The 17910-nt window shown below is 63.3% G+C and carries 18 protein-coding genes and 1 riboswitch; of the genes, 13 read left to right on the top strand and 5 right to left on the bottom strand.

Annotated features, from left to right (window positions below; genetic code table 11):
- The first annotated feature begins 6 nt into the window (after positions 1 to 6).
- Positions 7 to 552 (top strand): DUF3617 domain-containing protein, encoded by a 546-nt coding sequence (locus JQ597_RS31440; protein ID WP_212269326.1) that lies wholly within the window; start codon positions 7 to 9, stop codon positions 550 to 552.
- A 211-nt stretch (positions 553 to 763) separates the two neighbouring features.
- Here JQ597_RS31440 and JQ597_RS31435 read toward each other — a convergent pair whose 3' ends face one another.
- From JQ597_RS31435 to JQ597_RS31425, 3 genes are all read right to left on the bottom strand, one after another.
- Positions 764 to 2149, bottom strand: coding sequence for an ATP-binding protein (locus JQ597_RS31435; protein WP_212269325.1), 1386 nt, complete (start codon positions 2147 to 2149; stop codon positions 764 to 766).
- Positions 2150 to 2168: 19 nt separating this feature from the next.
- Positions 2169 to 2852, bottom strand: a complete 684-nt coding sequence (locus tag JQ597_RS31430) for a response regulator (protein WP_192737696.1) — start codon at positions 2850 to 2852, stop codon at positions 2169 to 2171.
- Positions 2853 to 2938: 86 nt separating this feature from the next.
- Entirely contained in the window at positions 2939 to 3490 is a 552-nt protein-coding gene (locus JQ597_RS31425) for a MarR family winged helix-turn-helix transcriptional regulator (protein WP_212269324.1), read from the bottom strand.
- Between the two features lie 343 nt (positions 3491 to 3833).
- On the opposite strand from JQ597_RS31425, the gene JQ597_RS31420 reads away from it, so the two are divergent.
- From JQ597_RS31420 to JQ597_RS31395, 6 genes are all read left to right on the top strand, one after another.
- Positions 3834 to 4910 (top strand): branched-chain amino acid aminotransferase, encoded by a 1077-nt coding sequence (locus JQ597_RS31420; protein WP_212269323.1) that lies wholly within the window; start codon positions 3834 to 3836, stop codon positions 4908 to 4910.
- 115 nt (positions 4911 to 5025) lie between these two features.
- On the top strand, positions 5026 to 5916 hold the full coding sequence (locus tag JQ597_RS31415) for a branched-chain amino acid aminotransferase (RefSeq protein WP_212269322.1): 891 nt from the start codon (positions 5026 to 5028) through the stop codon (positions 5914 to 5916).
- 247 nt (positions 5917 to 6163) lie between these two features.
- Complete coding sequence (locus tag JQ597_RS31410) at positions 6164 to 6682, top strand: YegJ family protein (protein ID WP_212269321.1); 519 nt, start codon at positions 6164 to 6166, stop codon at positions 6680 to 6682.
- A gap of 144 nt (positions 6683 to 6826) precedes the next feature.
- Positions 6827 to 8341, top strand: coding sequence for a histidine--tRNA ligase (hisS, locus tag JQ597_RS31405; protein ID WP_212269320.1), 1515 nt, complete (start codon positions 6827 to 6829; stop codon positions 8339 to 8341).
- A gap of 148 nt (positions 8342 to 8489) precedes the next feature.
- Positions 8490 to 8693 carry a tautomerase family protein gene (locus JQ597_RS31400; protein ID WP_025590867.1) on the top strand — a complete coding sequence of 68 codons (204 nt, stop codon included), beginning with the start codon at positions 8490 to 8492 and terminating at the stop codon, positions 8691 to 8693.
- A gap of 152 nt (positions 8694 to 8845) precedes the next feature.
- Positions 8846 to 9241, top strand: coding sequence for a thioesterase family protein (locus JQ597_RS31395; protein WP_212269319.1), 396 nt, complete (start codon positions 8846 to 8848; stop codon positions 9239 to 9241).
- Positions 9242 to 9385: 144 nt separating this feature from the next.
- Here the strand turns inward: JQ597_RS31395 and proC are convergent, their stop codons facing one another.
- Together proC and JQ597_RS31385 are read right to left on the bottom strand one after the other, a co-directional pair.
- Positions 9386 to 10150, bottom strand: a complete 765-nt coding sequence (gene proC, locus JQ597_RS31390) for a pyrroline-5-carboxylate reductase (RefSeq protein WP_249148359.1) — start codon at positions 10148 to 10150, stop codon at positions 9386 to 9388.
- Positions 10151 to 10396: 246 nt separating this feature from the next.
- Entirely contained in the window at positions 10397 to 10897 is a 501-nt protein-coding gene (locus JQ597_RS31385; protein ID WP_212269317.1) for a type III secretion system chaperone family protein, read from the bottom strand.
- Between the two features lie 513 nt (positions 10898 to 11410).
- On the opposite strand from JQ597_RS31385, the gene JQ597_RS31380 reads away from it, so the two are divergent.
- From JQ597_RS31380 to JQ597_RS31360, 6 genes are all read left to right on the top strand, one after another.
- Entirely contained in the window at positions 11411 to 12217 is an 807-nt protein-coding gene (locus tag JQ597_RS31380; protein ID WP_212269316.1) for an LON peptidase substrate-binding domain-containing protein, read from the top strand.
- A 294-nt stretch (positions 12218 to 12511) separates the two neighbouring features.
- A riboswitch (FMN riboswitch) is annotated at positions 12512 to 12671 on the top strand.
- Positions 12672 to 12745: 74 nt separating this feature from the next.
- Complete coding sequence (locus JQ597_RS31375; RefSeq protein ID WP_212269315.1) at positions 12746 to 13336, top strand: 6,7-dimethyl-8-ribityllumazine synthase; 591 nt, start codon at positions 12746 to 12748, stop codon at positions 13334 to 13336.
- A gap of 178 nt (positions 13337 to 13514) precedes the next feature.
- Positions 13515 to 14324, top strand: coding sequence for an SDR family NAD(P)-dependent oxidoreductase (locus JQ597_RS31370; RefSeq protein ID WP_212269314.1), 810 nt, complete (start codon positions 13515 to 13517; stop codon positions 14322 to 14324).
- A gap of 188 nt (positions 14325 to 14512) precedes the next feature.
- Positions 14513 to 14671 carry a hypothetical protein gene (locus tag JQ597_RS38380; protein ID WP_349628918.1) on the top strand — a complete coding sequence of 53 codons (159 nt, stop codon included), beginning with the start codon at positions 14513 to 14515 and terminating at the stop codon, positions 14669 to 14671.
- Entirely contained in the window at positions 14604 to 15479 is an 876-nt protein-coding gene (locus JQ597_RS31365; RefSeq protein ID WP_349628924.1) for an ABC transporter substrate-binding protein, read from the top strand. The genes JQ597_RS38380 and JQ597_RS31365 overlap by 68 nt, the downstream gene beginning before the upstream one ends.
- Positions 15480 to 16122: 643 nt before the next feature.
- The gene (locus tag JQ597_RS31360; protein ID WP_212269313.1) at positions 16123 to 17847 is read left to right on the top strand and encodes a pyrroloquinoline quinone-dependent dehydrogenase; all 1725 of its coding nucleotides are present in this window, start codon (positions 16123 to 16125) and stop codon (positions 17845 to 17847) included.
- Positions 17848 to 17910: the final 63 nt, after the last annotated feature.

Genomic DNA, 17910 nt, shown 5'->3' with positions numbered 1-17910 from the left:
GCGAGCATGGCGCGACAGCTTCATTCATTTTGTTTGGCGCTTGGCCTGCTCGCGGTGTGGCCTGCGAGCCATGCCAGCGCCGTCGAGCTGCCGGTGCGCAAGGCCGGCCTGTGGGAAATGAAGGTGGTGCAGACCGGCTCGCCGGTGCCCGAGATGACGATGCAGCAGTGCACCGACGCGACCACCGACAAGGATATGAGCACCTCGTTCTCGCCGATGGCCAAGGACGTCTGCTCGAAAAACGATACCCAGAAGACCGCGACCGGCTACGTCACCGATTCCGTCTGCGGCTCCGGCGGCATGTCGGTCAAATCGCGTGCCGAGATCACTGGCGATTTCAGCTCCGCCTACACCGTGAAGTCGACCTCGAACACCACGGGCGCTCCGGCCGGCGTGCCGCGCGATTCCACGACCACGATCGAGGCGAAGTGGCTCGGCGCCTGCAAGGCCGATCAAAAGCCCGGCGACATCATCATGCCCGGCGGCATGAAGATAAATCTCAAGGACATGGAAAAGCTGAAGGGCCTGCTGCCGAAGCAGCTGCCGAAGTAAGGAGGCCGCAGAGTGACGATGCCGCAGAGTTCTGTCGCGGTGAATTGTCGTCCCTGCGAACGCTCAGATGCGCAATTGCGCATCGGGGGACCCATACTCCGCGGCCGATATTGTCGAAAAAGGAAGATGACGATCAGCCGATAAAACCAACATCCGCTGGTGGTTATGGGTCCCTGCGTTCGTTCGCAGGGACGACAACGTTCTTTCTTTCCTACACCGGCACCCTGACCGCCGCGCGCAAGCCACCCATCGGACTGTCGCCGAGCGTGATGTCGCCGCCATGCGAGCGGGCGATGTCGCGGGCGATCGCAAGGCCGAGGCCGGTGCCGCCTTCGTCCTGGTTGCGGGCGTCGTCGAGCCGCAGGAACGGCTTGAACACTTCCTCGCGCATGTTGGCCGGAATGCCCGGTCCGTCGTCGTCGATCGTGACCGTCAGATAGCGGTGGTCGCGATGGCCGGTGATCGAAATCGTATTGGCGTGCCGCGCGGCGTTGGAGACGAGGTTGGCAAGGCAGCGCTTGAACGAGGCCGGTTTGACGGTCACCACCGGCAGGCCGTGGAACGCCACCGTGGCGGTATGGCCGTGGCGCTCGGCATCGCCGCGCAATTCCTCCAGCGCCATCGACATGTCGGTCGGCTGCGCGACCTCGCCGCTGTCGCCGCGGGCAAAGGCGAGATAGGCCTCGAGCATGCCGGACATCTCGTCGACGTCCTTGCGCATGCCGTCGACCTCGGGGCTGTCGCCGATCAGCGCGAGTTCGAGCTTGAAGCGGGTCAGGATGGTGCGCAGATCGTGGCTGACGCCGGCAAGCATCGCGGTGCGTTGCTCGATCGAGCGCTCGATGCGCGCCTTCATCTCCAGGAACGCCTGCGCCGCGCGCCGCACTTCCCGCGCGCCGCGGGGACGGAAGTTCGGCGCCTCGCGGCCCTTGCCGAAACTTTCGGCGGCGTCGGCGAGCCGCAGGATCGGCCTGATCTGGTTGCGCAGGAACAGCACCGCGACGATCAACAGGATCGAGGACGTTCCCAGCATCCAGAAGATGAAGATCTCAGAATTGGAGGCATAGGCCGCACTTCTTTGCGCGAAGATGCGCATCACCGCGTCGTCGAGCTGAATACGGATTTCAACGAGGTTGGATTTGCCCACGGTATCGATCCAGAACGGCCGGCCGATCTGGCGGCCGATCTGAACCGAGAGCGTCTGGTCGAGCAGCGAGAAGAACGGTTTCGGCCCGGGCGGCGGCATGTCGCCGACGGGGAGAAAATCGACCACCAATTGCAGCCGTTGCCCGATACGGCGCAGCTGCGCGCGTTCCTTGTCCTGCGGATAACCCTTGTAGACGTCGATCAGGCTGGCGATATCTTGCACCACGGCAGCCGACAGGCGCCGCGTCACCGTGTTCCAGTGCCGCTCCATGAACACGAACGCGACCACGGTCTGCAGCACCACCATCGGCACGATCATGATCAAAAGCGCGCGGGCGTAGAGGCCGGTCGGCATCCAGCCCTTGAACGCGTTGCCCATCCAGCCATTGACCTTGGAGACCCGGCCTGCGGCGGTGCGGATCAGCGTGAGGCCGGTGTCGAGCGTGCTCATCGCGCTTGGTTCGTTTGGCTCACGGCGACGCCACCAGGCGATAGCCGATGCCGCGCACCGCCTGCAGGAACAACGGATTGGCCGGATCTTTTTCGATCTTGCGGCGCAGCCGGTTGATCTGCACGTCGACGGCGCGCTCGTTGACGGTGCCGCCGCCGGTCAGCGCCGCGCGCGGCACGGTTTCGCCGGGGCTCAGGCTGAGGATGCGCAGCATTTCGCGTTCGCGGTCCGTCAGGTGGATGATCTCGTCGCCCTCGCGCAGCTCGCCGCGTTCGAGATGATAGACGTAGGGCCCGAATGCGATCTGCTCCAGCGCTTCCACTGCCGGCGTTGCGGTGCGCTTCAGGATGTTGCCGATCCGCAAGACCAGTTCGCGCGGCTCGAACGGCTTGGCCACATAATCGTCGGCGCCGATCTGCAGGCCTTCGATGCGGGCTTCCGCCTCATGGCGCGCCGTCAGCATGATGATCGGCACCGAGGAGGAGGTGCGGATGAAGCGGGCGAGATCGAAGCCGGTTTCGCCGGGCATCATGACGTCGAGGATCAGGAGATCGAAATGCAGGCCGAGCAGCTTGGCGCGGGCGTCGGTGGCGCTCGCCGCGGTCGTGACGCGATAGCCCTCGCCGGACAGGAAGCGCGACAGCAAGTCGCGGATACGGCGGTCGTCATCGACCAGCAGCAGATGCGGGGCGTCGTCGGCCATTTGCCGCGGCGTCCGCGCGGAGGCTGCGGCAATGGTAGGGTTGGCAGTTGCGTTTGGAATTCCGTTCGGGGTTCCTTGGGCCACAGTCACTCCCTTGGCTTCTTTCCGCTGCCGAAGATCGTCTCCAGCACCTTGTCCGGGTCGTCGCGATCGATCATCGCGCGCAGAAACTGCCGCACCGTTTCCTGGCCGGCGGGATCGATATCCTGCATGGCGCGGTTGATGCGATCGGTCTGCAGCCCGGCGAGCTTCGCCACCAGGGCCTCGCCCTTCGGGGTGGCGTAAAGAAGGCGCTGCCTGCGGTCGTTATTGCCGGTCTTCTGCACGATATAGCCTTCGTCCAGCAATTGCTTGAGCACCCGGCCCAGCGACTGCTTGGTGATGCGCAATACGTCCAGGAGGTCGGCGACCTTGAGACCGGGGTAGCGGTGGACGAAATGCATCACCCGGTGATGGGCGCGGCCGAACCCGAACGCCTCGAGCTCATGGTCGGCGTCGCCGACGAAGTCGCGATAGGCGAAGAACAGAAGCTCGATGATATCCCAGCGCAATTCGCCGGCGCGCGGGGGCGGGGACACGCCGTCAGGCCCCTTCGAATCGGGGTCGCCGGCAGGCCTTGAGAAATTTATGTCAGTCATGTTGACATATCTTGGGTTCAATGTTACAAAACTGCCAGCCACGACGAAACTTTAAGTCGTTTCGGCCTTGGCAACGTTAGGAACGACCGGAGTAGGCCAGCGATGGCGGCAACGGCCGCGAATTGGACTACCGTGCGATTGTCGAGCGGCATTTGCGCAAACATACTGGACTTCGGCACTCCGCAAAAGCGTGTCCTCAAGGGACTTGCCAGCGATGGAAACCAGCGGCAAGGCCGGTGGTGGTGAAGTCCGGACCAATCAAGCAAGCAGGCTTGACGAAACAGGCCTGCGCCAGGAAACGCACCGGTTCCGACAGCAGGAAGCAAGGGCGGGAAGCAAGACCATGAGTTTGAAATTCGACATCCAGCCTGCGACCAATCCGACGTCCGAAAAGGAGCGCGCGGCAAAGCTCGTGGACCCCGGCTTCGGCCGGGTCTTCACCGACCACATGGCGATCGTCCGCTACAATCAGGCCAAGGGCTGGCATGACGCGCGGGTCGAATCCCGCGCCAATTTTCCGCTCGATCCGGCCGCCGCTGTCCTGCACTACGCGCAGGAGATTTTCGAGGGCCTCAAGGCTTACAAGCGCGACAACGGCGTGAACCTGTTCCGCCCTGACGCCAATGCGAGGCGCTTCAGGAATTCGGCCGAGCGCATGGCGATGGCGCCGATCCCTGAGGACGTCTTCATCGAAGCGGTCGAGCAGCTCGTGCGCATCGACAGCGCCTGGATACCAGGCGGCGAGGGCAGCCTCTATTTGCGGCCCTTCATGATCGCGAGCGAGACCTTTCTCGGCGTCAAGCCTTCTTCCGAGTACATCTTCGCCGTCATCGCCTCGCCGGTCGGCTCCTATTTCAAGGGTGGACCTGCGCCGGTGTCGATCTGGGTGTCGGAGAACTACACGCGCGCCGCGATCGGCGGCACCGGCGCCGTCAAATGCGGCGGCAATTACGCCGCCAGCCTGCGGGCGCAGGCCGAGGCGATCGATCGCGGCTGCGATCAGGTGGTTTTCCTCGATGCGGTCGAGCGCCGCTACATCGAGGAACTGGGCGGCATGAACGTGTTCTTCGTGTTTGACGACGGCTCGCTGCTGACGCCGCCGCTCGGCACCATCCTGCCCGGCATTACCCGCGATTCGATCATTGCGCTGGCAAAGGATTCCGGCGCGCGCGTGCGTGAGGAGCTCTACACGATCGACCAGTGGCGCAGCGACGCCGCCAGCGGAAAGCTGAAAGAAGCCTTTGCCTGCGGCACCGCGGCGGTGATCTCGCCGATCGGCAAGGTATGTTCGGCGAGCGGCGATTTCCTCATCAGCGGCGGCGCTGCCGGCCCCGTCGCGATGGGGATGCGCAAGAAGCTGGTCGACATCCAGTACGGCCGTGCGGAAGACCCGCACGAGTGGATCCGAAAGGTCCTGTAACCGGCGGCGGAATCCGCCGCCTCTGAGACAAGCAACGTTTTTTCGACCTGAGCACGGGGCCGCGCGCGCCTCGCGGAGTCGCGCGCGCGTGCGCGGTCAAACTGGGAGAGAGGCCATGGGAATTTCCTTCGACAAAATCGATGGTGTCATCTGGTACGATGGCAAGCTCGTGCCGTGGGCTGACGCCAACGTCCATGTGCTGACCCACGGGCTGCATTACGCGAGTTGCGTGTTCGAGGGCGAGCGCGCCTATGGCGGCAGGGTGTTCAAGAGCACGGAACATTCCGAGCGCCTGAAGAGCTCGGCCAACATCCTGGATTTCGAGATTCCGTATTCGGTCGCCGAGATCGATGCCGCCAAGCAGCTCGTGATCGACAGCAACAATCTGCCTGACGCCTATCTCCGCCCGATCGCCTGGCGCGGTTCGGAGATGATGGGCGTGTCGGCGTCATCAAACACCATTCATCTGGCGATCGCCGCCTGGGATTGGCCGAGCTATTTCGATCCGGCCACCAAGATGAAGGGCATCCGCATGTGCCTTGCCGAATACAGGCGCCCCGATCCGATGACGATTCCGGCGATGGCCAAGGCCTCCGGTCTCTACATGATCTGCACCATCTCAAAGCACAGAGCGGAGCGTGCCGGCTATGCCGACGCCATGATGCTGGACTGGCAGGGGCGGGTCGCCGAATGCACCGGCGCCAACATCTTCTTCATCGCCGATGGCAAGATCCACACGCCGATCGCCGACTGCTTCCTCGCCGGCATCACCCGCGCCACCGCGATCGATCTCGCGCAGCGTCGCGGCATCGAAGTGATCGAACGCCGCATCATGCCGGACGAACTCTCTGTTTTCACCGAGTGCTTCATCACCGGCACCGCCGCCGAAATCACCCCGGTGGCTGACATCGCCGAGTGGAAGTTCACGCCCGGCAAGATTTCGGAACAGCTGATGGCGGACTTTACGGCCGAAGTGCAGCCCAAGGGTAAGGCGGTGGCGGCGTAGGGCGCTTTCCGTGTCCCGGACGCGGTGCAGCGTGTAACGCTGCGCCGCAGAGCCGGGACCCATGCGTAGACATAGATGGACCCCGGATCAGCAGCGCACCACGCCTGCGGCGCGCTGCGCAGCATCCGGGGAACGTCGGAGCAACTTTCAAAGCGCTGCCCTTTGCCTCTGCCCGGCCATGAACTGTTTCGCGGCTTTGCGCGACCAACTCCCGGATTTGCGGATAGCGGTTCGTGGAATGGTGAAAATGACCTCAACCCTCTCAACATGCTCGAAATGCGTCGTGGCGGCCGCCTTCGCGGCGGCACTTGCGCTTCTCGGCTCCCCCACAACGAGTGTCAGGGCCGAAGACCGCTCCCCCGTGATCGACTTTCGCAACGGCGACCCGGAGATCAATGCCGCGATCGCGCAGGCGCGTTCCATGCTGCCGAAATTCTGGGCCTCCTACGACGCGCCCAAACCGTCGGAGACCGGTCACTCTCTCAAGGCGCGTTTTCCATATCCGAACAACAGCGGCGAACACATCTGGATGGCCGAGGTGAAGAAGATTGGAAACGGCCGCTATTCGGGCAGGTTCGCCAATGCGCCGCGCCATTTGCTGGGTAAGCGGGCCGGCGACCTGGCTGAGTTCAGGGAGGCCGACATCTCGGATTGGATGTTCTTGCGGAACGGCAAGATCGTCGGCGGCGAGACCATCCGGCCGATGCTGAAGAAGATGTCGAAGGCCGACGCCGACGCGCTACGCGCCAGGATGGAAACCCCTTAGACGCCGGGCAGGACGTTCTGGTCAAAACCGGCCCGGTGGGCTAAGTGCGTGGGATGGGCCGAGCGAAACGAGCCCACCCTGTTTTTCCCGGTGAGCGCGGCGCCAAGCGGCTTTGCCCACCCCACACAAGTTGCAACGCCGCCCATGGCCGACAAATCCAAGAAACCCCAGAAGCTGAAGGCGCGCCTGCCGCGCGGGCTGGAGGATCGCGGTCCCGCCGCGATCTCGGCGACGCGGCAGATGGTCGAGAAAATCCGCGAAGTCTATGAGCGCTACGGCTTTGAGCCGGTGGAAACCCCGGCGATGGAATACACCGACGCGCTCGGCAAATTCCTGCCCGACCAGGACCGGCCGAACGAGGGCGTGTTCTCGTTCCAGGACGACGACGAGCAGTGGATCAGCCTGCGCTACGATTTGACCGCGCCGCTGGCGCGCTATGTCGCGGAGAATTTTGACTCGTTGCCGAAGCCCTATCGTTCCTATCGTTTCGGGTGGGTGTTCCGTAACGAGAAGCCGGGTCCGGGGCGCTTCCGCCAATTCATGCAGTTCGACGCCGACACCGTCGGCGCGCCGACGCCGGCCGCCGATGCCGAGATGTGCATGATGGCGGCAGACACCATGGAAGCGCTCGGCATTCCCCGCGGCAGCTATGTGGTGAAGGTCAACAACCGCAAGGTGCTCGACGGGGCGCTCGAAGCGATCGGTCTCGGCGGCGAGGAGAATGCCGGATGCCGGCTCACGGTGCTGCGCGCTATCGACAAGCTCGACAAATTTTCCGCCGACGAAGTTCGCAAGTTGCTCGGTCCCGGACGATGGGATGGAGGCGAAGAAGGCAAGGGCGACTTCACAAACGGAGCCGGCCTAAGCGCCGCGGATGCCGACATCGTTTTGGCCGTCACGCAAAAACGCGACGACTGGAAAGAGGCAATTGCCGCCGCCGATGTTTATCTCGCCAAGAGCGACGTGGGTCAGGCCGGCGTCAGCGAGTTGGAGGAGATTGCCAAACTGGTCACAGCATCCGGTTACGCATCGGATCGCATCCGTATCGATCCTTCCGTCGTCCGCGGTCTCGAATATTACACCGGTGCAGTCTACGAAGTTGAGCTGCTGCTGGAGACCAAAGACGAAAAGGGCCGTCCCGTGCGTTTCGGCTCGGTCGGCGGCGGCGGACGTTACGATGGGCTGGTCTCGCGCTTCCGCGGCGAACCCGTTCCTGCAACCGGCTTCTCCATCGGCGTGTCTCGGCTGCAGGCGGCGCTGACACTGATCGGCAAGGTCGATACCAAGCCCGCTGTCGGGCCTGTTGTCGTCACCGTGTTCGGCGGCGAAATCGCCGATTACCAGAAAATGGTCGCGACGCTGCGCAACGCTGGTATCCGCGCGGAACTATATCTTGGAAACCCGAAGCACAGCCTCGGCCAGCAGATGAAATATGCCGACCGCCGCAACGCGCCCTGCGCGATCATCCAGGGCTCGGACGAGCGGGCGAACGGCAAGGTTCAACTCAAGGATCTCATCCTCGGGGCGGGCCTGACCGAGATCAAGGACCGCGAGGAATATCTGAAGAAGCAGTCCGAGGCCCAATACGAGGTCGATGCAAGCAAGCTCGTCGATGCCGTGCGCGAAGTTTTGGCGCGCCATGACGTGAAGTGGAACTAGGTTTGTCATACGCGGGCTTGACCCGCGTATCCATCTTCCTTGAAAAGGGATGGATTGCCGGGCATAGGCGAGCGGAAGCGACGCCGTCCTTCAGACGGCTATGCCCGGCGATGACGGCGAGTGAAACAAGAACAATGGGAGTATAATAATGCCCGAGATTACCGTGAGCATGGCCGCCGGCCGCACCGACGAGCAGAAGGCCGGCATGATGCGCGACATCACGCAGGCGCTGGTCAAGAACCTTGGCGTCGACGCCGACGCGGTCGTGATCCAGATCAACGAGGCGCCGCTGGCCCACAAGATGAAGGGCGGCAAGACGTTCGTCGAACGCGCGGCCGCGGCGAAGAAGTAGTTTCATCCGTCGTCCCTGCGAACGCAGGGACCCATAACCACCGGCATTGATTGTAGGCAAAGCTGGAGCTCCAGCTAGCTGCTACAATTGACATTTGTGGTTATGGGTCCCGGCTCAAGGCCGGGACGACACCGGTTTTGTGGAAACGATCCATGGACGCACGCGAAATCATAAAGATCGGCATGAGCGCCGAGCGCACCCTGGTGGTGCCGCCGGAGCGCACGGTCGGGCATTTCGTGCCCGATATGCCGATGGTCTATGCGACGCCGATGATGATCCTGGAAATGGAGATGGCATCGGGTGACGCCGTCCGGGGCCATCTTCAGCCGGGCTGGATCACTGTTGGCACCGAAGTCGATATCCGCCATATCGGCGCTTCGCTGGTCGGCTCATTGGTGCGGACCACGGCGAAAGTGGTCGCGGTGGAACGCCGCGTGATCCGCTTCGAGGTCGAGGCCTTTGAGGGCGAGCGCAAGATCGGCGACGGCCGCCACGCCCGCGGCCTCGTCAATGTCGAGATGTTTAATAAGCGGTTGGGTGTGAAGTAGAGCGCTCGCTTGTCATGCGCGGGCTTGACCCGCGCATCCATCCCTCTTCGGAAGAGTCTAATCGAAGACGATGGATTGCCGGGCATAGGCGAGCGGAAGCGACGCCGTCCTTCAGACGGCTGTGCCCGCCAATGACAGTAAAGACTACTTCGCCAGGTCCTTCGAGCGCTGCGTCGCCGCGGCCACCGCGCGCGTCATTAGCTTCTGCATTCCGTCAGAACCCATCAGCACTTCGAGCGCTGCCGCGGTGGTGCCGCCGGGCGAGGTGACGTTCTGGCGCAAGGTCGCCGACGACAGGTCCGAGCGGTGCAGCAGCTCGCCGGAGCCGGCGACGGTTTCGCGGGCGAGCTTGGTCGCCAGTTCCTCCGGCAGGCCAGCGGCGACACCGGCGCGCGCGAGTTCTTCGGCGAGCAGGAACACGTAAGCCGGCCCCGAGCCGGACACCGCCGTCACCGCGTCCATCAGGCCTTCCTTGTCGACCCATTCGACCGAGCCCGTCGCGCGCAGCAGCGCGTCGGCGATCGCGCGCTGCGCGGCGCTGACTTTCTTGGCGGCGACCGCAACCGTGATGCCGCGGCCGATCGCGGCTGGCGTATTCGGCATGGCGCGAACCACGCTGCCGCCGACGATGGATTCAAGCACGGCAATCGTCGTGCCCGCCATGATCGAGACCACCAGCGTCGACGATCCTACGAAAGCCTTCAGCGCCGCACCGGCTTCGCGAAAGGATTGCGGCTTCACCGCCACCACCAGCGTATCGACCTCGCCGACATCCTTTGGCGCCGGGTTGAGGCGGATGCCTTGCGCCGCCAGCGCGTTGATCTCGCTGGCGGGATGCGGCTCGATCACCACGACGCGCTGGGGATCGAGCCCCTGCGCCAGCCAGCCGGTCAGCATCGCGCCGCCCATCTTGCCGGCGCCCGCGAGCGCGATGGTGCCGTGGACGTTTTTGAGTGCGTTGGTTGTGTTCAAGGTGATCACCACGAATTCGCTGTCGTCCCGGCCTTGAGCCGGGACCCATAACCACCAGCGGTTCTAGTGAAGCGAAGGACAGGCCACAAGCAGTTTGCTTTAGCCATTGACGTCACGGCGTTTGGGTCCCGGCTCAAGGCCGGGACGACACCGAATATGTGGAGGCGGTTCGGGCTAAGGCGCCTACGCCTCGCCCTCAGTATCAAACATCGCGGCGCTCATGGCTTCCGCGGCGGTCTTGCCGGCCCAGACCACGAACTGGAACGCGGGGTAATAGCGTTCGCAGGCGTGGATGGCGCCGACCAGCATGGCTTCGCATTGCGCGGTCGAGGCGGTGAGCCCGTTCGGCAACACCAGCGCCTGCCGGTACATGATCATGCCGGTGTGGGTCCAGATGTCGAAATGGCCGATCCACAATTGCTCGTTGATCGCAGCGATCAGCCGCTGCACCTCGGGCCGGCGCGCGGGTGGAATCTTCATGTCGAAGGCGCAGGCCAGATGCAGCGCCTCGATCTCGGCCATCCAGGTAAAGGAGAGCTGATAGTCGGTCCAGTCGCCCTTGGAGACGATGGTCACCTCGTCTTCGCCGGAACGCTCATACGCCCAGTTATTGTCGGTGGCGATGTCCTCGACAACCGCGAGCGGGTTGTTCGGGGAATCGATAATGCCTTCGAGGAGCGACATTCCGTCTCGACCTTGCCATTTCACGTGAGTTGATACGCACAACGGGGACCGGCGGGCGCGGGAGGTGGTGCGTCGCTGCCGACTGCAATCCCCTGATCGTTCCTGACCTTGTTCTTGATCGTCCCGAGGCTTGCCGGCTCAAGTGATGTGATTTGCGGAATCTGCGCAACCGACCCCAGAGTCCGTCCACAGCCAATGCGCGGGCCGTCCACAGCTCTTCGCGGTCGTAATTATTAATTTGAGAACAAATCGGAATCGGATTCTGTGGATTGGAGTCGGCCGCCACCGGAAGAGCACCGGCCCGCCACAATGGTTAATTTTTTCTTAACCTGAATTGACAGCCGCTTCTGCCTAAGCGCATATTTTTCCACAGGGTGGATACGACCCGCTGCTTGCGCCCCTTCGAGGGTACGGTGAACGTATCGAGCCGTTCGAGGCCTCCTTTGCCCAGCGAACGAGTCAGTAACGCAAGCGCCTGACACACCTTGTTCGCCAATGCAGAGGACGTATCCCATGCGCGATTTTCGCGATGCCAAGGCTATGGCGCATTCGTTGCGCGAGGCTCTCAAGGCCAAATCGGTTTCTCTCACCCACAGCGAAAGCCTGGAACTTGTCGCCAGGACGTTGGGCCTGCCCGACTGGAATCATCTCGCCGCGCGAATTGAGTCGAGCCTGCCTCCGCTCATGCCGGCCGCGGCAACAAATTCGATAACCGCGGGCATCCCGATCGTGCCGATGCGGGACCTCGTGGTGTTTCCACAGATGGTCGCGCCGATTTTCGTCGGGCGCGAAAAAACCCGGCGCGCCATCGAGCGCGCGCTGGCGACGGACCGCCGCGTGTTCGTGGTCACGCAGCGGCGCTCGGCCGACGACGATCCGCAACTGGACGCGCTCTATCCGGTCGGCGTCACCGCGGCCGTGATCAATCGCGTGGTGCTGACCGACGGAACGCTCAAGCTGGCGATCTCCGGCCTCGAACGCGCCGCGGTCGGCAAGGCGGTCGCGGACGAATTCCTGGCGGCCGAGATCGCGCCGATCGAAGAGAGCAACGGCCAGACCGACAAGGCCGTCCTGCTGTCACGCCTCGTCCTCGATGCCTACCGGATGTTTGCCAACGTCGATTACTCTCACGTGCCGCCGCAGCTTCAGGCGCGTCTCCACCTTCCCGACATCGGCGACCCCAGCCTGCTCGCCGACACCGTGGCGCCGCTGCTGCCGGTCAGCATCGAGCAGCGGCAAGAGCTGTTGGAAACTAGCGACATCACCGCGCGGCTTGAGGAGATCCTCGACCTGATCAAGGCGGCGCAAAAGGCGGCTTAGGATTGAATTTGAGTGGTCGGTGTTCTCTTGCTTACCTCGCCCCGCTTGCGGGGGGAGGTCGGATCGCATCGAAGATGCGATCCGGGTGAGGGGGTACAGGTCTTTCAATTCGCACCAACCGTGCGGAAGGGCCCCTCACCCCAACCCTCTCCCCGCAAAGCGCGGGGAGAGGGAGAAGCGGAGCCTGCCCTGTCCCGCCGTCATGGGGATCATGCAGATTCCCGGTGCTGATGGTGCTTGCCGATGCCGCGGCCTTTGGTCATATTTGCCGACAGGTCGTCCATTCCGGGCGGCCGATGTTCTCAGGGCGGGGTGAAAATCCCCACCGGCGGTAAGGGTGACGTAGCCCAAGCCCGCGAGCGCCTTCTTCTCGGACTTCCACGGGGAAGAAGGGTCAGCAGATTCGGTGTGATTCCGAAGCCGACGGTTAAAGTCCGGATGAAAGAGAACGGTTGCGGCGGCCCGCGCGTTTGCGTGGGTCAATCGTCGTTCCGTGTGCCCTGATTCTGGTCCTGAAAGAGGAAAGCCATGAATCAGATGTTGCAAGAGCCTGAAGCCCAAATCCAAGAAGCCCAAACAGTGGAATCCGAGATTAGGGTTCCCGACACGCCCGAGCGCCCGCCGGCGCCCGTGCATCCGCGTTTCGTCAAGCCGCAGCGGGTCGCCTTCGTGCAGGCGTCCTGGCACCGCGACGTGGTCGAGGAATGCCGCATCGCCTTCCTCGAAGAGATCGAGGCGCGGCATATCTCGCGCGCGCAGGTCGATCTGTTCGAGGTGCCGGGCTCGTTCGAGATACCCCTGCATGCGCAGTTGCTCGCCAAGACGCGGCGTTACACCGCGATCGTGGCGGCGGGGCTGGTGGTCGATGGCGGCATCTACCGCCACGAATTCGTCGCCGACACCGTGATCAAGGCGCTGATGGACGTGCAGCTGAAAACCGAAGTGCCGATCTTCTCGGCGGTGCTGACGCCGCAGCAATTCCACGAAAGCGCCGTGCACCACGATTTCTTCCGCAAGCATTTCGTCATCAAGGGCATCGAAGTCGCCGAAGCCTGCGCCAATACCCTGCACAGCCTGGAGCGGCTGCGCGGCCAGGTCGCCGCGGGGATTACGGGGTGAATCGTAGGATGGGTAGAGCGCAAGCGAAACCCATCATCTCACCTAGTCGCAAGTGATTGATGGGTTTCGCTTCGCTCTACCCATCCTACGACCAGGTCGCGGCGGCGACGTTATGCCGCCGCGGCCATAAGGAAATTTCGCAAATAGAAAAAAATCACAGCAGGAAACGAGGGCCATCATGACCGGACAAAATCCACCCGATTGGCTTGGCCTGACAGGCCGCGTGTGCGTGGTGACGGGCGGAGGCGGCGGCATCGGCCGCGCCACGGCGCTCAGTCTTGCGCAGGCCGGCGCCCGCGTCGCCGCCATTGACCTCGATGAGCGCGGCCTTGAAACCACGCGCAGTGAGCTGCGCCAGTTTGGAGCCGAGCATTTCGTCGGGCGCTGCGACACCGCGAATGCCGAGAGCGTTGCCGGCGTGTCCGAGGCGGTCGAGCAATCGCTCGGGCCATGCGGCGTTCTCGTCAACACCGCCGCAGTGCTGCGGCCGGGTGGCCTTGAGAATCTGACGCTGGCCGAATGGAACGCCGTGCTGTCGGTGAATCTCACCGGCTACTTCCTCTGTGCGCAAAGCTTTGGCCGGCAGATGCGAAAATCCGGGCGCGGCAGCATCGTTCACGTGTCGTCGATCGCCGGCAGCCATGCGCAGGGCCAGAGCGGCGCCTACAGTGTCAGCAAGGCCGGCGTCATCATGCTCTCGCGCCAGCTCGCCAGCGAATGGGGGCCGGCAGGCATCCGCAGCAACGTCGTCAGCCCCGGCATGGTGATCACGCCGATGAGCCAGGCGTTCTACGATACGCCCGGCGTCACCGAACGCCGCTCCGCGGTGGTGCCGTTACGGCGGGTCGGCATGCCGCAGGATATCGCGGACGCCATCCTTTATCTGGCCAGCGACCGCTCGTCCTACGTCAATGGCGACGAGATCACCGTCGACGGCGGCTACGCCAACATGCTGATGAATTTGGTGCCGCGGCCGGGGTTTGAGTGACGAATGCTCACTGACAATGCGCTGCCGATGCCCGATAGCGATGGTGGATCGGGCATCGCTCGGCATCATGCCTTGGTCGCGAATGACCCGGAACGGACATGGCTCATCTCTGGTGACCCTATCAGATTGCCCATAAAGAATGGTACGATACCGTCCAGAACCTGAGGGCTCCGAACCTGAGGGCCAGCATGACGCGGCGGAAATTTCTCGGTCTACTCGGTGGTGCCGTGGCATTGCCGATCATGGCGCGCGCGCAGCCGGCGATACCCGTGATCGGATATCTCGGCCCGCTTTGCAAGTCGCCTGGAGGCATTTCGGCGCGGCCTGCGCTCGACCGGCTTCGATGAAGGCCGCAACGTAACGATCGAATATCGTTGGGCAGAAGGTCGCAACGATCGGCTTCCGGCGCTTGCGGCTGAACTGGTTAGCCTTCAGGTCAGCGTAATCGTGGCGCCCGGAAGTGTGCCTTCTGCGCTCGCCGCCAAAGCGGCAACGCGGACGATTCCGATCGTTTTCGAAATCGGCGCAGACCCGGTTGCTGCCGGATTGGTCGCCGGGCTGAGCCGGCCGGAAGACAACATAACCGGTGTAACGTCGCTAAATTGGGCGATCGCGGCGAAGCGGCTCCAAGTGCTACACGAAGTCGCGCCCACCGCAGGCAGCTTCGCGGTGCTGGTCAACCCAAGCAATCCGAAAAACGCCGAGGCGGTCGTAGCGGACTTGCGAACAGCGGCCAGAACCCTCGGATGCGATCTGCACGTCCTGCATGCCAGCAAGGAGAGTGATTTCGGTGAGGCCTTTTCGGCATTCGGCAAACTTGGCGCCGGCGGACTTGTGATAGCCAACGATGCGTCTTTTGTGACCCGCAGTGAACGACTTGCCGCACTCACGCTTCGCGATCGAGTGGCTGCTGTCCATCAGTCGCGCGAGTTCGCCGCTGCTGGCGGCCTCATGAGTTATGGCGGCAGCGTGGCCGAATCTCATGGCCAGGCCGGCGCCTATGTGGGACGGATTCTGAAGGGCCAGAAAGTTGCGGAGTTGCCGGTCGTGCAAGTCACGAAAGTAGAGATGGTCGTCAACCTGAAGACCGCCAAGGCGCTCGGCCTCACCATGCCCCTGTCGCTGCTCGGCCGCGCCGACGAGGTGATCGAGTAACTTCGTTTTTCTTTTTATGCGTTGCCGCAGGTGCCCGGGTCTCGTTCCGGCACTTTTCGGACCTGCCGCCATGTCACGGTTTGCGCGTCCCGTCCTCGACGATCTCGACGCCATCGAGCGCCTCACCAGGCTGTGTCCGAACGACTGCAAGCCGTCACTGCAAAAGAGATGGCGTAGCGCGCGCGGCTGACGACCCAGCCCGACGCCCTTGCGCAGCTTTGTCGCTGCCCGCTCGCGCGCCGCCTGCCGGAGTGATCAGGCAATTCAGCTTGGGGTTGCCAAACCTGGCGGTGCTCCACAAAAAAACAACAATCCGGTAGCTAATGGCGTGGCGCATCGAGGGACATGTCATGGTGCACCGCACCGACGTCGCCGGGGACCGTTGGGGGCAGGCAAGCCCCGGCAATGACCGCGTGTGCCGCGCTGCACTGAAATCGTCCCCGCCTCGAACACAATCCTTCGCCCGGACCTCTGCCCGCCTCTCAGTGAGGCGGCATGAAGTGCTGCCGTCTTACGACGGTAGTCCCGCCGGTCCATGCCATCCATCTCGAACTGCCGACCCCATGAGGCTTTGACACCAGAACTTCCTGCAAGCGTCGCGACGAATTTCGGCCCAATAAACAAACACAAAGGGAGGATGCAGATGACTTTCTACGGACGATCTGTTGTCGGCTGCGCCGCGCTGGCGGTGGCGGCGCTGGTCAGCGTCTCGCCGACGTGCGCCCAGAACGCTGCTTCGCTGAATGCCGAGGCGGCCATGAACGACTGGCCGACGTATCACGGCACTTACAAGTCCTACCATTACAGCGGCCTCGAGCAGATTAACGCCGGCAACGTCAAGAATCTCGAAGTCGCCTGGATGCATTTTCCGGAACGCGCCACCCGCGGCCTGCAGTCGACGCCGCTGGCCCTTGACGGCGTGCTGTACTATTCGGGCTCCTACAGCCGTGTCTACGCGCTGGACGGCGCGACCGGCAAGACGATCTGGGCCTATGCGCCGGAGCTCGACGAGGAGCTGGTCGCCAAGCAGACGCACTCGCCGTACAATCGCGGCATCGCTATCGGAGGCGGCAACCTCTATGTCGGCACCGTCGACGGGCGCCTGATCGCGCTCGATCTGAAGACCGGCAAATCGGTGTGGGACACCAAGCTGCTGGATTCCAAGAAGGTGACCGTCGGCTTCACCGGCGCACCGCTGGTGGTCAAGGACATGGTGATCATTGGTGCGCAGGGCGGCGAGTGGACCGGTCGTGGACCGATCTTCGGCGTGGACGGCAAGACCGGCCAGAAGAAATGGGAATTCTTCACGGTGGCCGGGACCGAAGAGGCCATGAAGACCTGGGGTGGTGACTCCTGGCGGACCGGCGGCGGCGGTGGCTGGATGCCCGGAACCTATGACCCGGAAACCAATTCGGTGTGGTGGGGCACTGCCAACCCGGCGCCGCTCTACGACTGGTCGGGTGCGGACTGGAAGAAGAGCGGGCCGCGGCCGGGCGACAATCTCTACACGACATCGGTCATCGCGCTCGATCCCGATACGGGCAAGCTCAAATTCTATCATCAGGAGCTGCCGCACGATGCCTGGGACTTCGACTCTTCCGTGGGCGAGTTCGTCATGCTGGAGCGTGGCGGCAAGAAGCTCGTCGTGCACGCCAACAAGAGCGGATACGTCTTCGTCTATGATCGGTCCAACGCCAAGGTCGAGAACGTCTGGGCGCTGGTAAAGAACATCAACTTCGTCAAGAGCATCGATCCGAAGACCGGTGAACTGATCGGTCGCCGCGACCTCGTCGAAGGCAAGGTGGACCCGCCATTGTGCCCGGCCATCGCCGGCGGCATCAGCTGGAACTCCGGCGCCTACAGCCCCAAGAACGGGCTGTTCTACCGGATCGGGCAGGAGTGGTGCATGGAGATGAGCGTCGAGAAGACCACGCCGATCCTGGAGCCGATGGCCCAGCTCAACATCGGCGCCACGTTCAAGATTGTGGCGCCGCCGGACGGGCCGGCCCGTGGTCATCTCAGCGCCCGCGATCCGGTCACCGGCGCCAAGAAGTGGGAGGTCGCCTACAAGCAACCGCCGCTCGCCAGCGTTCTGGCCACCGCGGGCAATCTGGTATTCGTGCCGGACGCCGAAGGCATCGTGCATGCCTACAATGCCGACACCGGTGAAGAGCTCTGGTCGCGCAACAACGGCATGGGACATAATGCCGGCATCATCAGCTACATGGCCGGTGGCAAGCAGTACGTCGCCGTACCGGCGGGCTGGGGCAGCCTGGTGGCCGATGAGTTCGTCGCGCTCTATGGCGAGCCCTTCAAGAGCATGTCGAAGAATACCGGCGCTCTGATTGTCTACGCACTCAGACAGTGATGGCGGCGCGGGCGGCAGGGATCTCCTTGCCGCCCTTGCGGTCAAGGCCCTGCCGCTTGCGAT

The sequence above is a fragment of the Bradyrhizobium sp. AUGA SZCCT0177 genome, assembly GCF_018130125.1.
GTDB lineage: Bacteria > Pseudomonadota > Alphaproteobacteria > Rhizobiales > Xanthobacteraceae > Bradyrhizobium.
Note: the sequence above shows the minus strand (reverse complement) of the source record. Positions and strands in the feature narration are given on the sequence as shown.